Annotated in this window: 18 protein-coding genes; 5 read left to right on the top strand and 13 right to left on the bottom strand. The window is 52.8% G+C overall.

Annotated features, from left to right (window positions below):
• Positions 1 to 2: 2 nt before the first annotated feature.
• The 7 genes from TERTU_RS16530 to TERTU_RS16500 form a co-directional block, all read right to left on the bottom strand.
• Positions 3 to 599: a hypothetical protein gene (locus TERTU_RS16530; protein WP_015820428.1), complete on the bottom strand. Its 597-nt coding sequence runs from the start codon at positions 597 to 599 to the stop codon at positions 3 to 5.
• Complete coding sequence (locus tag TERTU_RS16525) at positions 596 to 1,915, bottom strand: hypothetical protein (protein ID WP_015816913.1); 1,320 nt, start codon at positions 1,913 to 1,915, stop codon at positions 596 to 598. Before TERTU_RS16525 ends, TERTU_RS16530 begins: the two co-directional genes overlap by 4 nt.
• On the bottom strand, positions 1,899 to 2,447 hold the full coding sequence (locus tag TERTU_RS16520) for a hypothetical protein (protein ID WP_015820687.1): 549 nt from the start codon (positions 2,445 to 2,447) through the stop codon (positions 1,899 to 1,901). Before TERTU_RS16520 ends, TERTU_RS16525 begins: the two co-directional genes overlap by 17 nt.
• A gap of 11 nt (positions 2,448 to 2,458) precedes the next feature.
• Entirely contained in the window at positions 2,459 to 2,956 is a 498-nt protein-coding gene (locus tag TERTU_RS16515; RefSeq protein WP_015820394.1) for a hypothetical protein, read from the bottom strand.
• Between the two features lie 12 nt (positions 2,957 to 2,968).
• The gene (locus TERTU_RS16510; RefSeq protein WP_015820844.1) at positions 2,969 to 4,051 is read right to left on the bottom strand and encodes a phage tail sheath subtilisin-like domain-containing protein; all 1,083 of its coding nucleotides are present in this window, start codon (positions 4,049 to 4,051) and stop codon (positions 2,969 to 2,971) included.
• An 82-nt stretch (positions 4,052 to 4,133) separates the two neighbouring features.
• Positions 4,134 to 5,210, bottom strand: coding sequence for a hypothetical protein (locus tag TERTU_RS16505; RefSeq protein ID WP_015820446.1), 1,077 nt, complete (start codon positions 5,208 to 5,210; stop codon positions 4,134 to 4,136).
• A 49-nt stretch (positions 5,211 to 5,259) separates the two neighbouring features.
• Positions 5,260 to 5,616 carry a hypothetical protein gene (locus TERTU_RS16500; protein WP_041590292.1) on the bottom strand — a complete coding sequence of 119 codons (357 nt, stop codon included), beginning with the start codon at positions 5,614 to 5,616 and terminating at the stop codon, positions 5,260 to 5,262.
• A gap of 349 nt (positions 5,617 to 5,965) precedes the next feature.
• Between TERTU_RS16500 and radA the strand changes: the two genes are divergently transcribed.
• A complete protein-coding gene (radA, locus tag TERTU_RS16495) occupies positions 5,966 to 7,333 on the top strand; it encodes a DNA repair protein RadA (RefSeq protein WP_015818489.1) in 1,368 nt (455 codons plus the stop codon).
• Between the two features lie 88 nt (positions 7,334 to 7,421).
• Here the strand turns inward: radA and TERTU_RS16490 are convergent, their stop codons facing one another.
• From TERTU_RS16490 to TERTU_RS16480, 3 genes are read right to left on the bottom strand one after another with little or no spacing between them, the layout of a single operon-like run.
• Positions 7,422 to 8,954 carry a DHA2 family efflux MFS transporter permease subunit gene (locus TERTU_RS16490; protein WP_015817995.1) on the bottom strand — a complete coding sequence of 511 codons (1,533 nt, stop codon included), beginning with the start codon at positions 8,952 to 8,954 and terminating at the stop codon, positions 7,422 to 7,424.
• The gene (locus tag TERTU_RS16485; protein ID WP_015819640.1) at positions 8,951 to 10,012 is read right to left on the bottom strand and encodes an HlyD family secretion protein; all 1,062 of its coding nucleotides are present in this window, start codon (positions 10,010 to 10,012) and stop codon (positions 8,951 to 8,953) included. The genes TERTU_RS16490 and TERTU_RS16485 overlap by 4 nt, the downstream gene beginning before the upstream one ends.
• A 21-nt stretch (positions 10,013 to 10,033) precedes the next feature.
• A complete protein-coding gene (locus TERTU_RS16480) occupies positions 10,034 to 10,459 on the bottom strand; it encodes a MarR family winged helix-turn-helix transcriptional regulator (protein ID WP_015817610.1) in 426 nt (141 codons plus the stop codon).
• A 173-nt stretch (positions 10,460 to 10,632) separates the two neighbouring features.
• On the opposite strand from TERTU_RS16480, the gene TERTU_RS16475 reads away from it, so the two are divergent.
• From TERTU_RS16475 to TERTU_RS16465, 3 genes are read left to right on the top strand one after another with little or no spacing between them, the layout of a single operon-like run.
• A complete protein-coding gene (locus TERTU_RS16475; RefSeq protein WP_015820542.1) occupies positions 10,633 to 11,754 on the top strand; it encodes a PQQ-dependent sugar dehydrogenase in 1,122 nt (373 codons plus the stop codon).
• A 40-nt stretch (positions 11,755 to 11,794) separates the two neighbouring features.
• The gene (locus tag TERTU_RS16470; protein WP_015818868.1) at positions 11,795 to 13,324 is read left to right on the top strand and encodes a CHAD domain-containing protein; all 1,530 of its coding nucleotides are present in this window, start codon (positions 11,795 to 11,797) and stop codon (positions 13,322 to 13,324) included.
• The gene (locus TERTU_RS16465) at positions 13,312 to 14,067 is read left to right on the top strand and encodes a ParA family protein (RefSeq protein WP_015819461.1); all 756 of its coding nucleotides are present in this window, start codon (positions 13,312 to 13,314) and stop codon (positions 14,065 to 14,067) included. Before TERTU_RS16470 ends, TERTU_RS16465 begins: the two co-directional genes overlap by 13 nt.
• Before the next feature lie 5 nt (positions 14,068 to 14,072).
• Here TERTU_RS16465 and TERTU_RS16460 read toward each other — a convergent pair whose 3' ends face one another.
• Both TERTU_RS16460 and TERTU_RS16455 read right to left on the bottom strand, forming a co-directional pair.
• Entirely contained in the window at positions 14,073 to 14,402 is a 330-nt protein-coding gene (locus TERTU_RS16460) for a PilZ domain-containing protein (protein ID WP_015819915.1), read from the bottom strand.
• A gap of 26 nt (positions 14,403 to 14,428) precedes the next feature.
• Positions 14,429 to 14,797, bottom strand: a complete 369-nt coding sequence (locus TERTU_RS16455; RefSeq protein ID WP_015820584.1) for a PilZ domain-containing protein — start codon at positions 14,795 to 14,797, stop codon at positions 14,429 to 14,431.
• 207 nt (positions 14,798 to 15,004) lie between these two features.
• Between TERTU_RS16455 and TERTU_RS16450 the strand changes: the two genes are divergently transcribed.
• Positions 15,005 to 15,691, top strand: coding sequence for a DUF3313 family protein (locus TERTU_RS16450; RefSeq protein ID WP_015817447.1), 687 nt, complete (start codon positions 15,005 to 15,007; stop codon positions 15,689 to 15,691).
• Between the two features lie 71 nt (positions 15,692 to 15,762).
• Here the strand turns inward: TERTU_RS16450 and ettA are convergent, their stop codons facing one another.
• Positions 15,763 to 17,427 carry an energy-dependent translational throttle protein EttA gene (gene ettA / locus TERTU_RS16445; protein ID WP_015817656.1) on the bottom strand — a complete coding sequence of 555 codons (1,665 nt, stop codon included), beginning with the start codon at positions 17,425 to 17,427 and terminating at the stop codon, positions 15,763 to 15,765.
• Between the last annotated feature and the right edge of the window lie 27 nt (positions 17,428 to 17,454).

Raw genomic sequence — 17,454 nt, 5'->3', positions numbered from 1 at the left:
AGTCAGTCATCACCAAATAAACCAGACAATAAAGTCGCGGCATCCTGTAAACCGGCGGTAGCTTCGGTGACCTGATCCATCGCCTGGCGCACCTGCGGTGTCGGGTCGCCAATGTTCGGCACGTTGCCAAGCCCGTCGATGACATCGAGCGCACCTGTGACCGAATCGAGAAAACCGCCGGCCTGGTCGAGTAAATCGGTATCCAGTGCGCCGAAAGGGTCTGGCGGTGGCGGGGGCGGCGGACTCTCTTTGATGCGGATGTAGTAGTCCAGTTGATCCGGTTGCATGCCACTTTCAGAAAATTGCAGCGATTCAATAATGACGTACTGCACTTCAGTGGCAGTGACTATGTCGCCGACAAAAGTAACGGGTTCACCTGCTCGGTATTTGCCGCGCAGCGCTTCGAGAAACTCGTTGCGTGGCTCATCGCCATATAAACTGCCGCTTATTGCAATGCTGGTGGGTCGGGTGTTCATATCCTGAAACAGGCTGCCTGCGCGCCCCGGCACATTCAGTTCAACGAATTGTCGCTGCTCGAGCGAATGCATCGCCTGGATATGCGGAATTTCCCAATCCCCCAGTACCGGTTTTACATTCATGAGAGGTCCACTCCGTTTAGCAGGGCCTGCTCGACCAGCGCCTCGTTAACTAACTGGGCGATACGCTGTGGGTCTGGTTCATTAAGGTCTGCGGCTGCATTTTGTTCACCGGCAGCAAAAGGCGACGGATTATTTTGCTTGCGTGGAGTGGCATATTGACTATTTACGGCCGTGGGTTCATAACCCGGCTCGCGCGAATGCCATTCGTGCAGGCTGGCAACTTGCGCAGGTAAATGGGCTTGGTTGTCGGCTTGATTCAGGGCGCGTTTGGTGGCGACGGCGGGGGAATCTATGGTTGACTGATTCGCCGTAGCAACCAGTTGTTTTAATAACACCAATCCTGTTGCGGCGAATTTGTTATGCGTGTGGTCGAAATCTTGTGGCGTGGTGGTGCCATTTAACAGCGGGCTTTTGAGCGCAGTCTTGTCAAATGCCGACCTTTGCTGCGAATGTGCGGGGTGCTTGTTAACCTTTTTTTCTAACGTGTTTGCTGTGTTCTGATGCTGCTTCAGATCTTGCTTAGGATCTTGAAATAGTTGCAGCTTGGCAAGGTGGTTATTCTCGCTATTGTGTTGCTTTATGTGTTTGAATTCTTCTCTCCCACGGTGGGCAAATACCGGTGCAGTATTTGCCCCTGAAGGAGCGTTGTTTTCTCGATATTTATTACTGTTTTCTCGCGCCTCAGCGATGGGTGTTCGCTGTGCGTTAACACCTTGTTCGGTGGCCGTATTTGCAGCTTCATTGAGCAGTTGCTCAATCCATTTCGCCAGATACAGTGGTGCTAGCGGGCGGCTCGACATGCCGCTGGTCGGTGCTGCAATAGCGTGTTGACCGAAGCCGTTGCCGAACATAGATGTTAGCTGAGCGGGCGCGGCGTATTTATCGGCTAATGAATTTTCGCCGAGTTGCGGATTTTGGCGGACACCATTAACGTTGCTTGAGAAAGATCTAGTCGCTGTACCAGCCATGTCCGAAGGTGTGAATCCAGGTGGCGTTGGCATTGACTCTGCGCTGGCCGAAACCAGTAGGGCTTCAAGCATCGCTGTTTCGGTCAGCGCCAGTTCTGTTACGGACGTGTTCAGGGCATGACTATTCGTCTCGAGTGTTTGCATCTGCAGCGCACTGGGCAGACGCGACAACTCTGTCATACCGGCATCGTCAATGAGCAGTTTGTTCAACCGTGTTGGTAGCGGCGAACCGAGGTTTTGCAATTGGCCGCGCAGGCGCTGCATTACCGTGCCAAGGTTGTTCGGCTCCTCGCGCGGCTGCTTTTCTTCGGCGCTATTAGCTTCGGCGCTATCAACTTTGTTGCGCATTGGCCTGTCTCAACATTTTTAAATTAAACAACACCTGGCCGAGTGTCAGTTCGCCAATTTGCTGCGGTGTCCAACCAAAATGTTTTGCCAGAATAAACGCTGCTTGCGCCAGTGGTTCTTCGGCGGCCTGCTGGAGTTGCTCCTCCGATGCGTTGATACCACTAATTTCATTCACCTGATTTGCCAAAAACTGCAGTACACCAACCGGGAGACGATTCACTTCAGCAATGGTCATTTTGGGCTCGACCAGCGATTTTTGAACCAGCAAGGCGGCCATAAGCGTATTGTTGTCTTTGCTGGCGCGATTAATTAACTGCAGATCCGCCACTGATAGCGGGCGCAGGCGGACCTGGTTATCTGCGTCGCTGTGGGTGTCGAGCGCGAGCTTGCCCTGCTGTTCCGGCGTCAGGTTTTGCCCGTCGAGATCGGTAAGACTAAATACACCATCGCGCCCGGCCTGCAAAATCGCGTGGGGTATCGCAATATCGAAGCAGACGTTGGCACCGGCAAGCAGTTTTTCACTGGTTAACATAATAATTAACCCTAGGCAGCTTCATCGGCGGTGGTCATGTACAGCGCTTGAAATGCCACAGCTTCCGCGACGAATTCGTCTTCGGGCATATCGTAATTCCAGGTATCAATTTTTACGCCGTGCAGGGTAATTGTGTTGCGCGTGCCGGGATTTGCGGGGTTTTCTACCATCAGCGTGATATTAAATGCCGGTTGCGCCCAGCTGCTGCCAGGGCGACCGTCGGCCGCTTCACCCAGTAATAATCGCAACATGGCGCCATTCAAATAGGCGCGGCCGATTGTCCCTTGAATGGTGATGTTGCCCGGGCGCAATTCTGTGGCGTAGCGCTGACCAATTTCGTGAAATGCGCGCACTTCGGAATGCACCTGTACTTTTACATTGGTAACCCGACCAACAGAAATCAGGTCGTTACCGTCGATAATGCCCTGCGCGGCTTCACCTTCGGCGCCTTCAGGTGTGGATAGCGTGATTGAACCGTCTGCACCTGTGTAAACATTGACGTTAGCCATCTAAGTGTTCTCCTATGAAAGTGAAAGCGTGACGCGAATGAAGTCGATACTGAACGTTGGCTTGAGCGCAACATTCACAATCGCTCGTCCGGCAATTTCATCCTGGCGGGTGGCGGTGACTTCGAGGGTGTACTCGGTAAGCGCTTCGTCTTGCACCATGGTAGTGAGGAATCCGTCGATGGCTCCCTGCATGGCCGCTCGCACGCGCTGATTATTGAGTCGGCCGATAAATGGATTACAGGCTTTGCGCACACCGGCTTTGGCTTTATCGGTAATGCGGCGGGTGGTAATTTGACTGAACGGACCGTTATCGACGGCCTGGGTTGTTAAACCCCGGACGACGCGAATGCCGCTGCGATCTTCCAGTGCGCAGACGCCGCCGTTGAGAAGGTCTTTCATTTCAACGTAGGAGAACCGGTTAACCAGTTTAACGACACCGCTTAATACTTTATTTGTGGGGCTGGTTTGGACCGCGAGGCTGCTGATTAGCCCGGCGAGTGGTGCTGCTGTGTAGCGGCCATTTAAATCGACATTCGCGCCAGCTGCGCTGTCGTACATGACGACACCGGGCGCAGTCATAATAATGCGTTTATTGGCGGCGACTTGCGCTGCGATATCGGTAGATGAACTCACATCAGAGCCAATAACGGCAATTACATCTTTGCCATTGTTTTCGGAGGAGTCCACCAGTGGACCCAACACGGCTTTCGCTTGATCGGTGGTGAGTTCCGGAGCAACCAGAATATTCACATCCTCTTTTATTAATTCATTAAAGGCCGTGGTAAATGCAGCCTGGTCTGACCCGGCGGCCAGTGCCCGTGCGTACACAGTGCGGGCGCCATTTTTGAAAAGCAAAGAGAGCGATCGGGTAAGGTTTAATGTACCCGCGCCCTCTGCATAGGCGTCGTAAGCGCCGACAGCATTTTGTGCACTTTCCCAGTCGCCGAGTTTGTGGGTTTCGCCAACGCCGGTGTCGGCGGTGCCGACAATGCCAATATTACCGGCGGAAATCCCGCCGACACTGATTAAACCTTCCGCGAGAACCCGCACATAGGTTCCGGGAATGATTTGTTCCGAAAATGCACTTTCTGCCATTGTTCCTCTCTCCGTGTGGCGTCCCGTTTTTAAGGTACGGGGCGGATATAAATAAAGCCGGTAGGTGCTATCGACTCGGGGTTTATCGGTTGAGTTTTAGCAGCTGTACGCGATGGAAAAATATGTCGTTATTACCGTGACACATCAAACCAACCCGACCGCTGTCGGTAAAAGAGCTGTCCTCTCCCTGCACTAATGGGTTGTCATCCACTTGTACTTGAAATTGACTTCCCCGTGCGATCAGCTTTAAGCGGTGCAGCGTGGCTACCTGGTAAGGGGTAATTTCGGCTTGACCGCCCTGATCCAAAAAACTGAAAACCGCACCCACTTTTTTGCCGAGCATCGCGTAGTCATTGCGTGCGGATAACAGGCAAAAATAAAAATTGTCGATATCCTGATAGCGAAAAACAAAGCCGACCCCGTCGTTATCGTGCGATGTAAAATCCACGTCGATTAAAAAATCCGTTACCGGTATTGCGGTTTCTGGTTTAAACAGTAAATAGGTACCGGATTTTCGCGCGGTCATTGCCAGGCTGCCGCCTTGAATGGCAGAGGTCTGGTGCAGTGCTGTTTGTACTTCATCCCAAACCCAGTTTGACGGTGGATTTTGCGCTGCATCCGGGTCGTCGACTACATCAAAGGCGGTTGCCCACGCGTTGTCGAAACCGGTATTAACAAGTACTTCCGCATGCCCCTCGCCACTGTTCAGGTCGATATCCAGAATTATCTCGTCGATTTGCGATTCACTTTCCGATGGCAGGGTGAGATGTTCGTAGAGAAGAGAAAAATTGATAATTTGCGAGGCGCGGTTGTTGTTTTCTTCGCGTACCGCTTCGAGATCCCGCAGTGCTAACCGGTAGATACCGGCGCTCTGGAGTTCACCGCGGGGAATACCCATTACCGCCGTGGTCACACTTTGTACCAGTGGGGTTAACTCGGCGGCGCTGGCTTCAATTTTTACTGCGGCCGTGGTATCCACTCTAATTGCCGTTATATCGCCACTTGGGTCCATGTGGCTTCCCACGTAGGCACCGATTCCCGTGGCGGAGGTTTTGTTGGCGAGCAACTGTAATTCCACGCTCTGGTCTGCGCTCGGCACGCTGGCAAAATACTGGCTAAAAGTCGTATTTAATGCAGCGAACGCAGGGCCGAGGCTCATGGCATCAGCCCCAGAGGAGAGAAAAATGTGTTGGCGCTGGTTTGGCTGTTCAATTCCGATTCCCTGGCTGTGGACATTTATGCGCTAACAGGCACTTTATAAATTCAAGATCAACGTCGTCGGCAAAAACTGCAACCTGACGGCCATCGTTGATGAGTGCAATCACCATGGTGTCCCGGTTGTGTCGAAATACGTCTTGGCACAGCGCTGGCACTGCGCCGCTGTCGAGTTCGCAAATGAGGACATCGCAATGAACGAGAGATGTCTTTGGCGAATCAACTGCCGCCACGTCTGTTTTGGCGGACGACTCCAGCAACGTGTAACCGGGATGTTCGCCGACCACCTCACGCAACATACTTTGCAGAATCTGACTTCGCATAGGCGCAAGTACACAGTTCTTTTTCATGCGTTGCCTGTGTTGCAGATGGGGATAACACGGCCCGGTTTTGTCATGGAGGGAGATGGTAGCAACCGCTAGTGGAACGGCGTATCCATCCTCAGGAGGAAAAAGGATCTAGATACAAAGGACTGGATGGGTACTGGATCGCAAGGGAAGATTACTGAGGCGCCAATTACCGTGACCGCCGTTAATTTCCCCGTGGTTTGGCTAGCCATGCCGGTTCGCGGCGTGCGGTTGCGGGAATAGCGGCGATTTGGCGTTTGCAAAAAGCCTTGCACAACGCCTGGACCGTCCTCTCGGCCCTCGTTATCCTACGCTGCTTATTCTTTTCTAACCCTGTTGACGGAGACCGCACTTGGCTAAAGCGAAAACTGCGTATGTTTGTAATGATTGTGGCGCTGACTTTGCCAAATGGCAGGGCCAATGTACGGAGTGCGGGGCCTGGAATACCTTAAAAGAGGTGCGCCTGGGTAGCAGCGTGAAAACAAGCGCGAGTGGCGGTCGCAGTGGGTATGCAGGCAGCCTGGAAGCCAAGGTCACGCCACTGGCGGAGATCAATCTGGAAGAGTTGCCGCGTTTCAGCTCAACCCTCGAGGAATTCGATCGCGTGTTGGGCGGTGGCTTTGTGCCGGGTTCCGTGGTGTTGATTGGCGGTCACCCAGGTGCCGGGAAGTCGACCGTGTTACTGCAGGTACTTTGCCAGTTGGCGCAGCAGCAGGATGCACTCTACGTCACGGGTGAGGAATCGCTGCAGCAGGTCGCCATGCGGGCGTCGCGGCTCGGTTTGCCCACCGCAAACTTGCAAATGTTGTCGGCAACGGATGTGGACGCGGTTGTCCAGGCGGCCGCTCAGGTCAAACCCAAAATCATGGTGGTGGACTCGATTCAGGTGATGCACCAGGCGGAAATTCAATCGGCGCCAGGCAGTGTGTCGCAGGTGCGCGAGTGTGCCGCCGAGTTGACGCGCTTTGCCAAGCAGTCGGGCACGGTGCTAATTCTCGTCGGCCACGTCACTAAAGACGGTTCTCTGGCCGGGCCAAAAGTGCTCGAACATATTATCGACTGTTCGATAATGCTCGAAGGCTCCCACGACTCCCGGTTTCGCACCCTGCGCGGAATCAAAAATCGCTTTGGCGCAGTGAATGAACTCGGTGTGTTTGCGATGACCGAGCAGGGCTTGAAGGAAGTTTCAAACCCATCGGCAATTTTTTTGCAGCGCGGTGACGAGGTGTCCAGTGGTTCGGTGGTGATGGTGGTGTGGGAAGGCACGCGACCCTTGCTGGTGGAGATACAAGCGTTGGTGGATGCGTCCAGTTTGGGGAATCCGCGTCGGGTTGCGGTGGGGCTTGAGCAAAACCGGTTGTCCATGTTGCTTGCCATTTTGCATCGACACGGCGGTTTGATGGTGGGCGATCAGGATGTGTTTGTGAATGTGGTTGGCGGGGTGAAAATTATGGAGCCCAGCGCCGACCTCGCACTTTTGTTTGCGCTGGTGTCGAGTTTTCGCGATCACCCCTTACCGCGTGAGCTGGTGGTGTTCGGGGAGGTCGGGCTGGCCGGTGAAATTCGCCCGGTACCCAGCGGTCAGGAGCGCATTCGCGAGGCGGCCAAACACGGATTTAAAAAAGCCATCGTGCCCCACGGCAACGCCCCGCGCGAACCCATTAAAGGAATGGAAGTGGTGGTGGTAAAAAAACTGAGCGAGGCGTTGGGGGCGATTTAATTCCTGGGAATGAATCGGCTACCAGAGAGGAAGAAAGCAACAGCACCGCCTGATCTGTTGCTTTGCCATTGCTCTGCGGGCCGAGCAACTAACTCTTATTTGCGCTGACTTGTGGCCCTCGCATAAACAATAACAGCGGCATCGCCACCAGGGTTACGTACATCATTAATCGAAAATCCTGCAGGTAGGCCAGAGTCAAAGCCTGCTCTGTCACCTTGCCGTTGATGGCCGCCATACCCTGTAAGGTTGAGGTATCCAGTGCTCCTGAGCTGACGGCCTGGTTGAGCGGTTGACTAAACGGTGTGATGTAGCTTGCGAAAACTCCGTGATTTATCTGGCTGCGGTGGGCCAGGTAGGTAACCACCACAGAAATTCCGATACTGCTGCCAATATTTCTCAACAGGCTGAACAGCGCGGTGCCAATGCCACGGTATTGCGGTTGCATGGTAGAAAAAGCCACTGTGGATAAAGGCACAAACACAAATCCCAGACCGAAGCCCTGGATGACGCCATTGCGAACAATCTCCCACTGTGTCGTTAGTGTGGTGTAGTAGGTCATTTCCCACAGCGAGAGGCTGGTGAGACACAAGCCCACAAAGATTAAATGACGCGGGTCTACTTTACCGGACAGGCGACCCACCAACATCATTGCCACCATAGTGCCCATTCCCCGAGGTGCCAGTAGCGTACCGACATCCATGACCGAGTAGCCCATCAGCGACTGCATAAATGGCGGCAGCAGAGCGATGGTGGCCAGCAAGACAATGCCGACAATAAAAATAAAGATCAGGCCGATACTGAAATTGCGGTCTTTAAAAATCGCCGGTTCAATAAAAGGCGATTTGTGGGTAAAGATGTGGGCGACGAAAAGATAAAACGCAAACGCCGTAATCAAACCTTCCACAATCACTTCACTACTGTTAAACCAGTCAAGGGTCTCCCCGCGATCCAACATCATTTGCAAGGCGCCAAGCGCAATGGCTAAAAACAGAAAACCGGTGAAATCGAAACGGCGGCTGTTATTGCGCGGGGTTTCTTCCATAAACGCAGTGAGCGCGAACCAGGTAAATACACCCACCGGAACATTGATGTAAAACACCCAGCGCCAGTCGTAATACTCGGTCAGCCACCCGCCAAGAAAAGGTCCTAGGATGGGGCCAACCATCACACCGACGCCCCACATAGCCATTGCCTGGCCGTGTTTTTCTTTTGGGTATGTGTCGAGTAGCACGGCTTGCGATAAAGGCACCAGTGCCGCGCCACAAATCCCTTGCAGCAGACGGAAAATTACCATTTCTTCCAGGCTTTGGGCGGCACCACAGAGCATGGATGTGATGGTGAAACCCGCGACGCAGATGGTGAAAAGACGTTTGCGGCCGAGACGTTCGGTGAGAAAGCCGGTGAGCGGCATAAATATGGCCGCTGCCACGATGTATGACGTCAGTACCCAGGAAATCTGGTCCTGGGTCGCACCCAGTGCACCCTGCATATGGGGCAGGGCTACGTTGGCGATGGTGGTGTCCAGAGCCTGCATAACGGTGGCGGCCATTACCGACATGGTAACGAGCAGCGCATTGCTTCCTGTCGCGCGGTGGTCTGGCGTTGCGACAGCGGTACTCATAGGGCTTGTCCCAGAATCTGACGGCGGAAACCGGTATCGATTTTAATTTCGGCGCTTAAGCCAGAGCGCAGGCGAGGCAGGTCATCCTGGTCGGTCAAGGCGATTCGCACAGGCACCCGCTGTGCGATCTTGACCCAGTTACCGGTGGCGTTCTGCGCGGGGATAATCGCGAATTCTGCACCGGTGGCCGGGCTCAGGGTATCTACCACACCGTGCCAGACCTTGCCGGGATACATGTCGATGGTGACATTGACTGGCTGAGACTGTTGTACATGAGTCAGTTCTTTTTCGGTGAGGTTGGCTTCCACCCAGAAGCGCTCTGCTGCGACCAGTGACAAGGCCGCGCCGCCGGCGTGGATATATTGCCCCGGTTTTGGAAGCTGACTGACGATCCCGGCGAACGGTGCTTTTATCTGCGTGCGCGCAAGATCGAGCTTGGCGTTTTCCAGCTCTGCCAGGGCCTGTTGAAAGCGGGGGTGGCTTTCGACGGGCTCGTCGACTGCGCCGCCGAGCGAATCAGCGATGCGTTCCAGTTCGTGTTCACTGGCGGTAATTTCCAATTTCGCAATACGGGCGAGCATGGTGGCATCGTCAAAGTCCGCGTCGGATATCAGCTTTTGCTCAACCAGATTGGCTTCGCGTTTCTGCTTTTTATGCGCGTAGTTATATTTGGTTTTTGCCAGTGCCAGTGCGGCCTGCTGGCTGTGGTAGGCGGCTTTCTGTGAGGTGAGGTCGGTGCGAACCTGTTCCAGGCTTGCCTGCGCTTTGGCTACCGCAATTTTGTAGGGGGCCGGGTCTATTGAAAAAAGCAGCGCGCCTTCGGCGACAAACTGGTTTTCCTCGACGGCGATCTGAATCGCGGGCCCGGACACATCGGCGCTGACTGGCACCTTGTCGGACTTGACGTAGGCGTTGTCTGTACCAATATAGCGGCCGCCGTGAAGGTAAACAAACCCGATGGCTACCAATGCCACCAGCGGGACTGCGACTAACAGGGTATAGCGCAAAGCGCGATTGGTGGCCTTGCGTTCTGGATTGGGGGTGTCGTTACTGCTCATTTACCATCGAGCTCCTGTGATCTAGGGGGTGAGATTGCTACGAATTTTGTTCAGGGCAACCAATACCTGGTCAATCTCGTCTTGCGAGAGTCCTGCTGTTGCCATGGCTTTAATTTCCATGGCAACAGCGCTGATCAATACCAGATGCTGTTCGGCATCCGGCAGGGTGTAGAGACAGTAAGCACGTCGGTCGGTAGGGTGCGCCCGCCGCTCTACGAGGTTACTGGCAACCAGCTGATCAAGCTGACGGGCCAGTGTTATCGGTTGAATATTCAGCAGCTCCGCCAGTTCCACCTGACGTACGCCGGGATTGCGCGATATATGAATAAGCGCGCGTGCCTGGGCGTGGGTGAGTTCGCTGCCTGTCAGGCGCGCTTGAAATTGATTGCGCAGCAGTCGCGAAATGTCTGCCAGTAAAAAGCCAAAGCTATGGTCGGATGATTTCATGAGCCATCTATATAGTAAGGTTTGCTTATAATATGCAATGCTAGGTGAAAGTTGCGCGAAAATCCACCAGGAAATGCTTTGGATGCCCCGTGCTTGGCCAAGGGGAAGGTCTTTGCGGTATGCTGGGTGCTGTATAACGGATAACAAAACAGACCCGTCAGGAGAATTTGTGTATGCGAATTTGGCTCGCACTCGTGCTTACGACCTTGTTTGGTTTCACCCATGCAGCCCCGTCACAACCCCCAGCCTCGCCTTCGCTCAAGCTGACCTACTGCCAGCAGGTGCGCGGGGGCATTACCGATATAGAGTTTATTGACGCCGGGCAGGCGCTAATCACCGAGAAAGGTGGCCGGCTGTATTTCTTCAGCGGTTGTGACAAGCCCGCAACGGAAGTTACGCGTTTAAGTGTGGATGTGCGCTCGGAGCTCGGGCTTCTCGGGGTGGCCATCGCGCCGGGGCAAGAGTACGTTTATCTCTACTACGCACCGAAAGGTGGAACCAAGGTTATTACCCGTTTGTCTGCGTTTGAATTTTCTCGCAAAGCAGGAGTGCCGGTGCTCGGCAAAGAAAAAGTGCTTTTGGAGATTGAACAGCCCTACAACAACCACGATGGCGGCTCGCTCAAATTTGGTCCGGACGGCAATCTTTACCTGGGTGTCGGTGATGGTGGGTCAGCAGGGGATCCACTTGACGCAGGGCAAAACGAATCGCTGTTATTAGGCAGTATATTGCGCATAACTCCCGCGCCCAAGACTGCAGCCGGCTACAAAATTCCCGCAGGTAATCTGACAAGCTTTAACCCTAAGGCTGCGCCGGAAATATTGGCAATGGGCCTGCGCAACCCCTGGAAAATGAGCTTTGATAGCAGCGGAAATTTAATTGTTGCGGACGTGGGGCAAAATCTTTATGAAGAAATCAGCATTATTCCTCACAGTGCGATAGGCAAAAAACCACTCAATTTGGGCTGGCGGTTGCGTGAAGCGGCGCATTGTTTTAACCCAAAAAAAGACTGTATGAAACCCGATCTTTTAGAGCCGGTCTATGAATATGATCGGAGTTTTGGAGCGTCGATTACCGGTGGTGAAACCGTTAAGTTAAACGACCGGGAATTTTATACCTTTGCCGATTTTGCCAGCGGAAAAATCGGCGTTTTGGATTTAGCTGTGCCGGATGCATTGTTCTTGTCCGATGCGTCCAGTTCAAAGCATTGGACGACGTTTGGCAAATCGAATTCGGGCGAACTCTATATTGCTGATATCGAGGGCAATATCTACCGGTTGTCGCTGGATCTTTAATCTCTAACCTACATTCGCATTACGTTAAACAGGGTTGTTTATGCCTGATACACAAAGCCTCGCCTGGCCCGTTACTATTTTGGAGCCCGACCTTTTCGACAATGGTGGGCTCGGAGAAAAACTTTCGCTTGAGGTGCGTTCACCGCTAAAAGCGGAGGACGTCACTTTACTGGACGATTTCGACTGGCATCTGTGGCAGGACAACAGGTTGCTGGTGAAGAATGGGAACGAATATCAATTATTGGCACCGGCCGCCGAGCCAATCAGCGCCGTGCAGTCAGGGAGTCCGCAATTTAGTTGGGATTTTACGTCACCAGCTTTCGTCGAGGCGCTAGCTGATCGATTGACATTGCGGGCACTGCGCCCCATTTTAGCTGGCCGGGTGACGCAAGCCTGGTGGAATATTCGCGAGGCGGGCGAAGACAAAATCGTTTGCCGGTTGCAACTTCTGCATTTTCAAAATGAAACCCACAGCCAGGGCTATTGGCAATTAGTGCCCCTGCGGGGATATCAACAGGAATTCGATAAAGTTGCCCGCAGGATGGACAAAATATTAGGGGAGTCCCTGGCGAACCTGCCGGTGGATTTACATTTTATTCTTGCCGATTTAGCGCTGGACGACGCTCGCCCAAGAGCCGCGACTATTCGCCTCGATTCTACCGCAGCGAGTGAAGTGGCGGTTGCAGGGATGGTGTTAAATCTGGTGCGCGATGCTCAACGCCACGTGCCCGGTATTATCGAAGACGTCGATTCTGAATTTTTGCACGACTTTCGTGTGCAACTACGAAAAGCCCGATCACTCGTTCAAATTACCAAAGGCGCCTTGTCCGCCCCGCGTCAGGCGAGTTTAAAGACGCTGCTCGCTGATATTATGCGACCGACGGGTTTGTTGCGCGATCTCGATGTATTTTTATTGGAGCAGCAGTACTACCGTTCATTGTTGCCTGAAATACACCAGTCCGGGTTCGATCAATTGATTCGCAATGTGAAAAATGCGCGCAATCAAGCCTGTAAAACGCTTCAGCAGTATTTGCACAGTGATACCTATAACACCCATTTGGCCAGTATTATTGATCTCGCTGGTGAGCCTGCTGAGCTTGCCTCGACGAGCAGTCAACAACCCATTTATTTGCTCGTTAATCAGTTGATTTCGAAACGCTATCGTAAAATCTGCAGGAACGGGCTCGCAATTACGGACGATACGCCAGATGAAGACGTACACAATTTGCGGATTGAATGTAAAAAGCTGCGCTATTTGCTGACTATATTTGGTGAACTCTACGACGCGGCTACGTTAAAAAAGATTATCAAGCGCATGAAAGGTTTGCAGACTATATTGGGTAATTTTAATGATTACGCGGTGCAGCAGGAGTTTCTCGCGATGCAGTCGGCGAAAAGCCGTTCGCAACCTTTACAAATGGCCGTTAGTGGTTTGATTGCGGTTATTTTTCAGCAGCAGCGCCAGCTTCGCCAGCAGGTCTGCAGTGCAATCGAAGAATTTGCCGCCCCGGAAACCACCGCAATTATTGACACGCTGTTAGCAAAAGAGACTGAGCCATGCGAATTGTAGCTTGTTACAGTATGAAGGGGGGCGTGGGTAAAACCGCGACTGCTGTAAATATCGCCTACTGGGCGGCCAAGAGCGGGATTCGTACCCTCCTGATAGATCTCGACCCGCAGGGCGCGTCATCTTTTTATTTTCGCGTTAAGCCCAGTTCCAAGAGTTGGGGGAAACGTTTTTTTAACGCATATAAAGATTTACTCGGCCAGGTAAAAGCCAGCGACTACGATAATCTGGATATCTTGCCTGCGCATCTCAATTTCCGGAAATTTGACGTATTGCTTTCCAGTTTAAAAAAACGCAAGGCGCGGTTGAAAAAAATTCTCAGCGGTTTGTCGGACGAATACCAGCTGATCGTTCTCGACTGCCCACCATCTATTGGCGATCTTTCCGAGGCGGTGTTTGTCGCTGCTAACCCCATCTTTGTGCCGGTGATTCCGACCACCTTGTCACAGCGTACCTACGCGCAATTGTTGCAGTTCTTCAAAGAGAAAAAGTATCCTCATAAAAAGCTGGTGCCATTTTTCTCCATGGTGCAGGGGCAGAAGGCGCTGCATAAAAAAACCATGGAAGATATGCGCGCGCAGCACAGCAACTTTTTGGATGCAGTTATTCCGTTTTCTGTTGATGTAGAGAATATGGGGGAGCAACGGGCGCCGGTGGATGTATTCGCTCGGTCGCGCCCGGCGAACCGGGCGTATGTGGCACTGTGGAAAGAGATGGTTGCGCTACTCAACAAAAAAGCGAAGTAGAGGGCTTACTCTTCTTCGTCCAACCCGGTTACAAATTCCGCCAGAGCCGCCTGAGTGAGTTTGTCTGGGTCGGTGAAGGTCAGCCCTATTAAGTGTTCCTTCGTGTGTGCGACAACGGCCGCAAGACTCACAATATTCTGCTCCATCTGATCAATGTCTAAAGTGACCGAATCTCCCACACCAGGTCGGTTCTCGTTCAGCACCGCAATCAGCGCGCCCTGTTCGGAGATATTCACAACATGGGCTACGGCGGTTTGGTTGTTGTAGCTGATATGGCTGTGGAAGCGGGCGGCTATTCGCGCCTCGACTCGGCGGTTGGACTCAAGGTCAGACATCTAAAAACTCTCAATACATCAAATACTTAACTGATATGTAATAATTCTGCGAGCACCCGTTCTGCGGCATCGTTCTGGCCTAAGTTCAGCTCCAGCAGTCGCCTTAAGTGTGCCACACTTTCCACGTCAATGCTCTCGCAACGAAATCCTAGCAGCTCGCTGCTACTGTGAGCGAGACTGACTTTCATATGGATTTGCGCATCTTCTGAGAGCTCGATAACAACTTCCAGAGGCTCATCTACGCGAATTTCATAGTGTTCGGGGGTGCTAACCAACAGTCCGTTAAGGGAGATGTCGGCGATTGCAGCGACGCATTTGGCATTGCCCTGGATGAGGGTGGCATTGGTTTGATAGTCCACTCGGGTAAATCTGCGTCTTTCCTCAGCTTCAGACATATCTTGTCTCCAGTATTTCGGTTTTGCTTGCCCTAAGTCTAGTCACTGAGTGCGGGCCCCTCCAAATATCTGGCGCAAGGCCCAACAGCTCTCTAAAATAAGGCGAGCTAGTTGATGACGTTTAAAATAACAAACATGTCATGTTAATGTTCAGCGGAAAGTCACCTGCGCCGCGGTGAGATTCATAACAACAATGAGGAGAACGTTTTGGACCGTTTGATGACCTTTTTACCCTTTTCGAGGCTTTGCGCGTTGCTTTTAGCTACGTTCGTCGTGTGTTTTGGTGCGAATGTTCATGCGCAAAAGAACCCTACCGAAAACTTTCGAGTCTGGAAAGATACGAAATTTCATCGTTTTCTCGTGGATGGAAGCGTCGATTTTTCTAAGTACAAAAAAATAGCATTACTGCCGCTAGATACGAACTCTGCGACTATCGCGAATCGTACTCGTGAAACCATGCGTCGTAACTGGGAGCCGTTCGTGAGTTCCGGTATGGGTGACGTAGGCCGGTTTATCGAAGAGTCTTTGACAGAAGAATTTGCCGATGAAAAAGGCTTGGTTGTTACGGATAAGGGCGGCAAGGACGTTCTTATTGTTCAGTTTATCGCCAAAGAAGTAACCCCCAAAGCGCAATTGGATAACGGGCTCGATACCGTGGGTTCTAAAACGCTCTCAAAGTTGTGTTCTATGCAATTTCAGGTCGCAATTTATGACGCAAGCAGCAAGCAGGTGTTGGCTTTCATAGATTCAGACTTGCCTGTCGTAGCCAAGCCGTTTGGTAATGAGCGTATCGAAAACAACCGCGCCAATCAAAATCGGGCTTGGATAGTAGCGACGGATAGGCTGGCAAAGCTGTTTGTTCGCGATATGAACAAATTGACGAGCAACGATTAAGCTGCACAAACGCAATAAAAAAGGCGACTCCAACGGAGTCGCCTTTTTTGTGAGCGGCTGTGAATACAGCATCAACTCTTCAGTGGTTTGTACTTCACGCGTTTGGGCTGCGCATTGTCGCCTTTGCGTTTTATAAAGTCCTGGTGATATTCCGTGTAATCGCCTTCAAAGAACACCACTTCACTCTCGCCCTCGTAAGCGAGAATATGCGTTGCCACGCGGTCGAGGAACCAGCGGTCGTGAGAAATAATCAGTGCACAGCCGGGAAAGGCATTTATCGCTTCTTCCAGTGCGCGCAGGGTTTCCACATCGAGATCGTTTGAAGGTTCGTCCAGCAACAGTACGTTGGCGCCTTGTTTCAGCGTATTGGCCAGGTGCAACCGCCCGCGCTCCCCACCGGAAAGTTCGCCGACGCGTTTTTGTTGGTCGGTACCCTTAAAGTTAAACCGCCCCACGTAGGCCCGTGAGCTAACTTCGTAATTGCCGATTTTGAGGATGTCCTGTCCGCCGGAGACTGCCTCCCACACGGTTTTGTCGTCTTCAAGGTTTTCGCGGCCTTGCTCAACATAGGCCACTTGGACTGTATCGCCGACCACAATCTCGCCGGAATCCGGTGTTTCGCTGCCGGTAATCATTCTAAATAAGGTGGACTTACCTGCGCCGTTGCCGCCGACAATACCGACGATCGCGCCTTTGGGGATGCTGAACGACAGGTTGTCGATGAGCATCTCGTTGCCGAAACCCTTGCTCACATTGGTGAATTCGATGACTTTGTCGCCCAGGCGCTCACCGGGCGGGATATAGATTTCGTTGGTCTCGTTGCGCTCCTGGAATTCCTGCGATTGCATTTCTTCAAATCGCGCCAAGCGGGCTTTGTTTTTGGCGTGGCGGCCTTTGGGGTTCTGTCGTACCCACTCCAGCTCTGCTTTCATCGCTTTCAGGTGAGAGGCTTCCGCGCGCTTTTCCTGCTCCAGACGGGCCTCTTTCTGCTCCAGCCAGGTCGAGTAGTTTCCTTCGTAAGGGATGCCGCGGCCGCGGTCCAGCTCCAGAATCCAGCCGGCGGCATTGTCGAGGAAATAGCGGTCGTGGGTGATGGCCACTACGGTGCCGGAGAAGTTCACCAGAAACTGCTCGAGCCAGTACACCGATTCGGCGTCCAAATGGTTCGTCGGTTCGTCTAGAAGCAGCATATCCGGGCGCGACAACAGCAGGCGACAGAGCGCGACGCGACGGCGTTCACCGCCGGAAAGTTTGGTTACATCGGCATCCCAGGGGGGAAGGCGGAGGGCATCCGCCGCGACTTCCAGGGTGTGATCCAGGTTGTGGGCGTCCCACGCCTGAATAATATCTTCGCAGCGTGCCTGCTTTTTCGCCAGATCGTCAAAGTCTGCATCGGGCTCTGCATAAGCTGCGTAAATGCCGTTCAGTTCATTCAGTGCATCGACAGCTTCCTGCACGCCTTCTTCCACATTGCCGCGAACGTCTTTGTCGGGGTTTAGATGGGGCTCCTGGGGCAGGTAGCCAACTTTGATGTCCGGCATGGGGCGGGCTTCACCGATATAGTCGGTATCCAGCCCAGCCATGATTCTCAACAATGTGGATTTACCGGCACCGTTCAAACCCAGAACACCAATTTTTGCACCGGGGAAAAAAGAAAGGGAGATGTCTTTCAGAATTTCGCGTTTTGGCGGCACGATTTTGCCGACGCGATTCATGGTATAGACGAATTGAGCCATAGGGTTGAATCCTGCTTTAAGGCTTGG

This window comes from Teredinibacter turnerae T7901 (assembly GCF_000023025.1).
Lineage (GTDB): Bacteria > Pseudomonadota > Gammaproteobacteria > Pseudomonadales > Cellvibrionaceae > Teredinibacter > Teredinibacter turnerae_B.
The sequence above is the reverse complement of the archived record's forward strand: the minus strand, read 5'-3'. Positions and strand labels throughout refer to the sequence as shown.

Coding starts and splice junctions, on each gene's coding strand:
- TERTU_RS16530 (WP_015820428.1), bottom strand. CDS start 599: ATGAATGTAAAACCGGTACTGGGGGATTGGGAAATTCCGCATATCCAG.
- TERTU_RS16525 (WP_015816913.1), bottom strand. CDS start 1,915: ATGCGCAACAAAGTTGATAGCGCCGAAGCTAATAGCGCCGAAGAAAAG.
- TERTU_RS16520 (WP_015820687.1), bottom strand. CDS start 2,447: ATGTTAACCAGTGAAAAACTGCTTGCCGGTGCCAACGTCTGCTTCGAT.
- TERTU_RS16515 (WP_015820394.1), bottom strand. CDS start 2,956: ATGGCTAACGTCAATGTTTACACAGGTGCAGACGGTTCAATCACGCTA.
- TERTU_RS16510 (WP_015820844.1), bottom strand. CDS start 4,051: ATGGCAGAAAGTGCATTTTCGGAACAAATCATTCCCGGAACCTATGTG.
- TERTU_RS16505 (WP_015820446.1), bottom strand. CDS start 5,210: ATGAGCCTCGGCCCTGCGTTCGCTGCATTAAATACGACTTTTAGCCAG.
- TERTU_RS16500 (WP_041590292.1), bottom strand. CDS start 5,616: ATGAAAAAGAACTGTGTACTTGCGCCTATGCGAAGTCAGATTCTGCAA.
- TERTU_RS16490 (WP_015817995.1), bottom strand. CDS start 8,954: ATGAGTACCGCTGTCGCAACGCCAGACCACCGCGCGACAGGAAGCAAT.
- TERTU_RS16485 (WP_015819640.1), bottom strand. CDS start 10,012: ATGAGCAGTAACGACACCCCCAATCCAGAACGCAAGGCCACCAATCGC.
- TERTU_RS16480 (WP_015817610.1), bottom strand. CDS start 10,459: ATGAAATCATCCGACCATAGCTTTGGCTTTTTACTGGCAGACATTTCG.
- TERTU_RS16475 (WP_015820542.1), top strand. CDS start 10,633: ATGCGAATTTGGCTCGCACTCGTGCTTACGACCTTGTTTGGTTTCACC.
- TERTU_RS16470 (WP_015818868.1), top strand. CDS start 11,795: ATGCCTGATACACAAAGCCTCGCCTGGCCCGTTACTATTTTGGAGCCC.
- TERTU_RS16465 (WP_015819461.1), top strand. CDS start 13,312: ATGCGAATTGTAGCTTGTTACAGTATGAAGGGGGGCGTGGGTAAAACC.
- TERTU_RS16460 (WP_015819915.1), bottom strand. CDS start 14,402: ATGTCTGACCTTGAGTCCAACCGCCGAGTCGAGGCGCGAATAGCCGCC.
- TERTU_RS16455 (WP_015820584.1), bottom strand. CDS start 14,797: ATGTCTGAAGCTGAGGAAAGACGCAGATTTACCCGAGTGGACTATCAA.
- ettA (WP_015817656.1), bottom strand. CDS start 17,427: ATGGCTCAATTCGTCTATACCATGAATCGCGTCGGCAAAATCGTGCCG.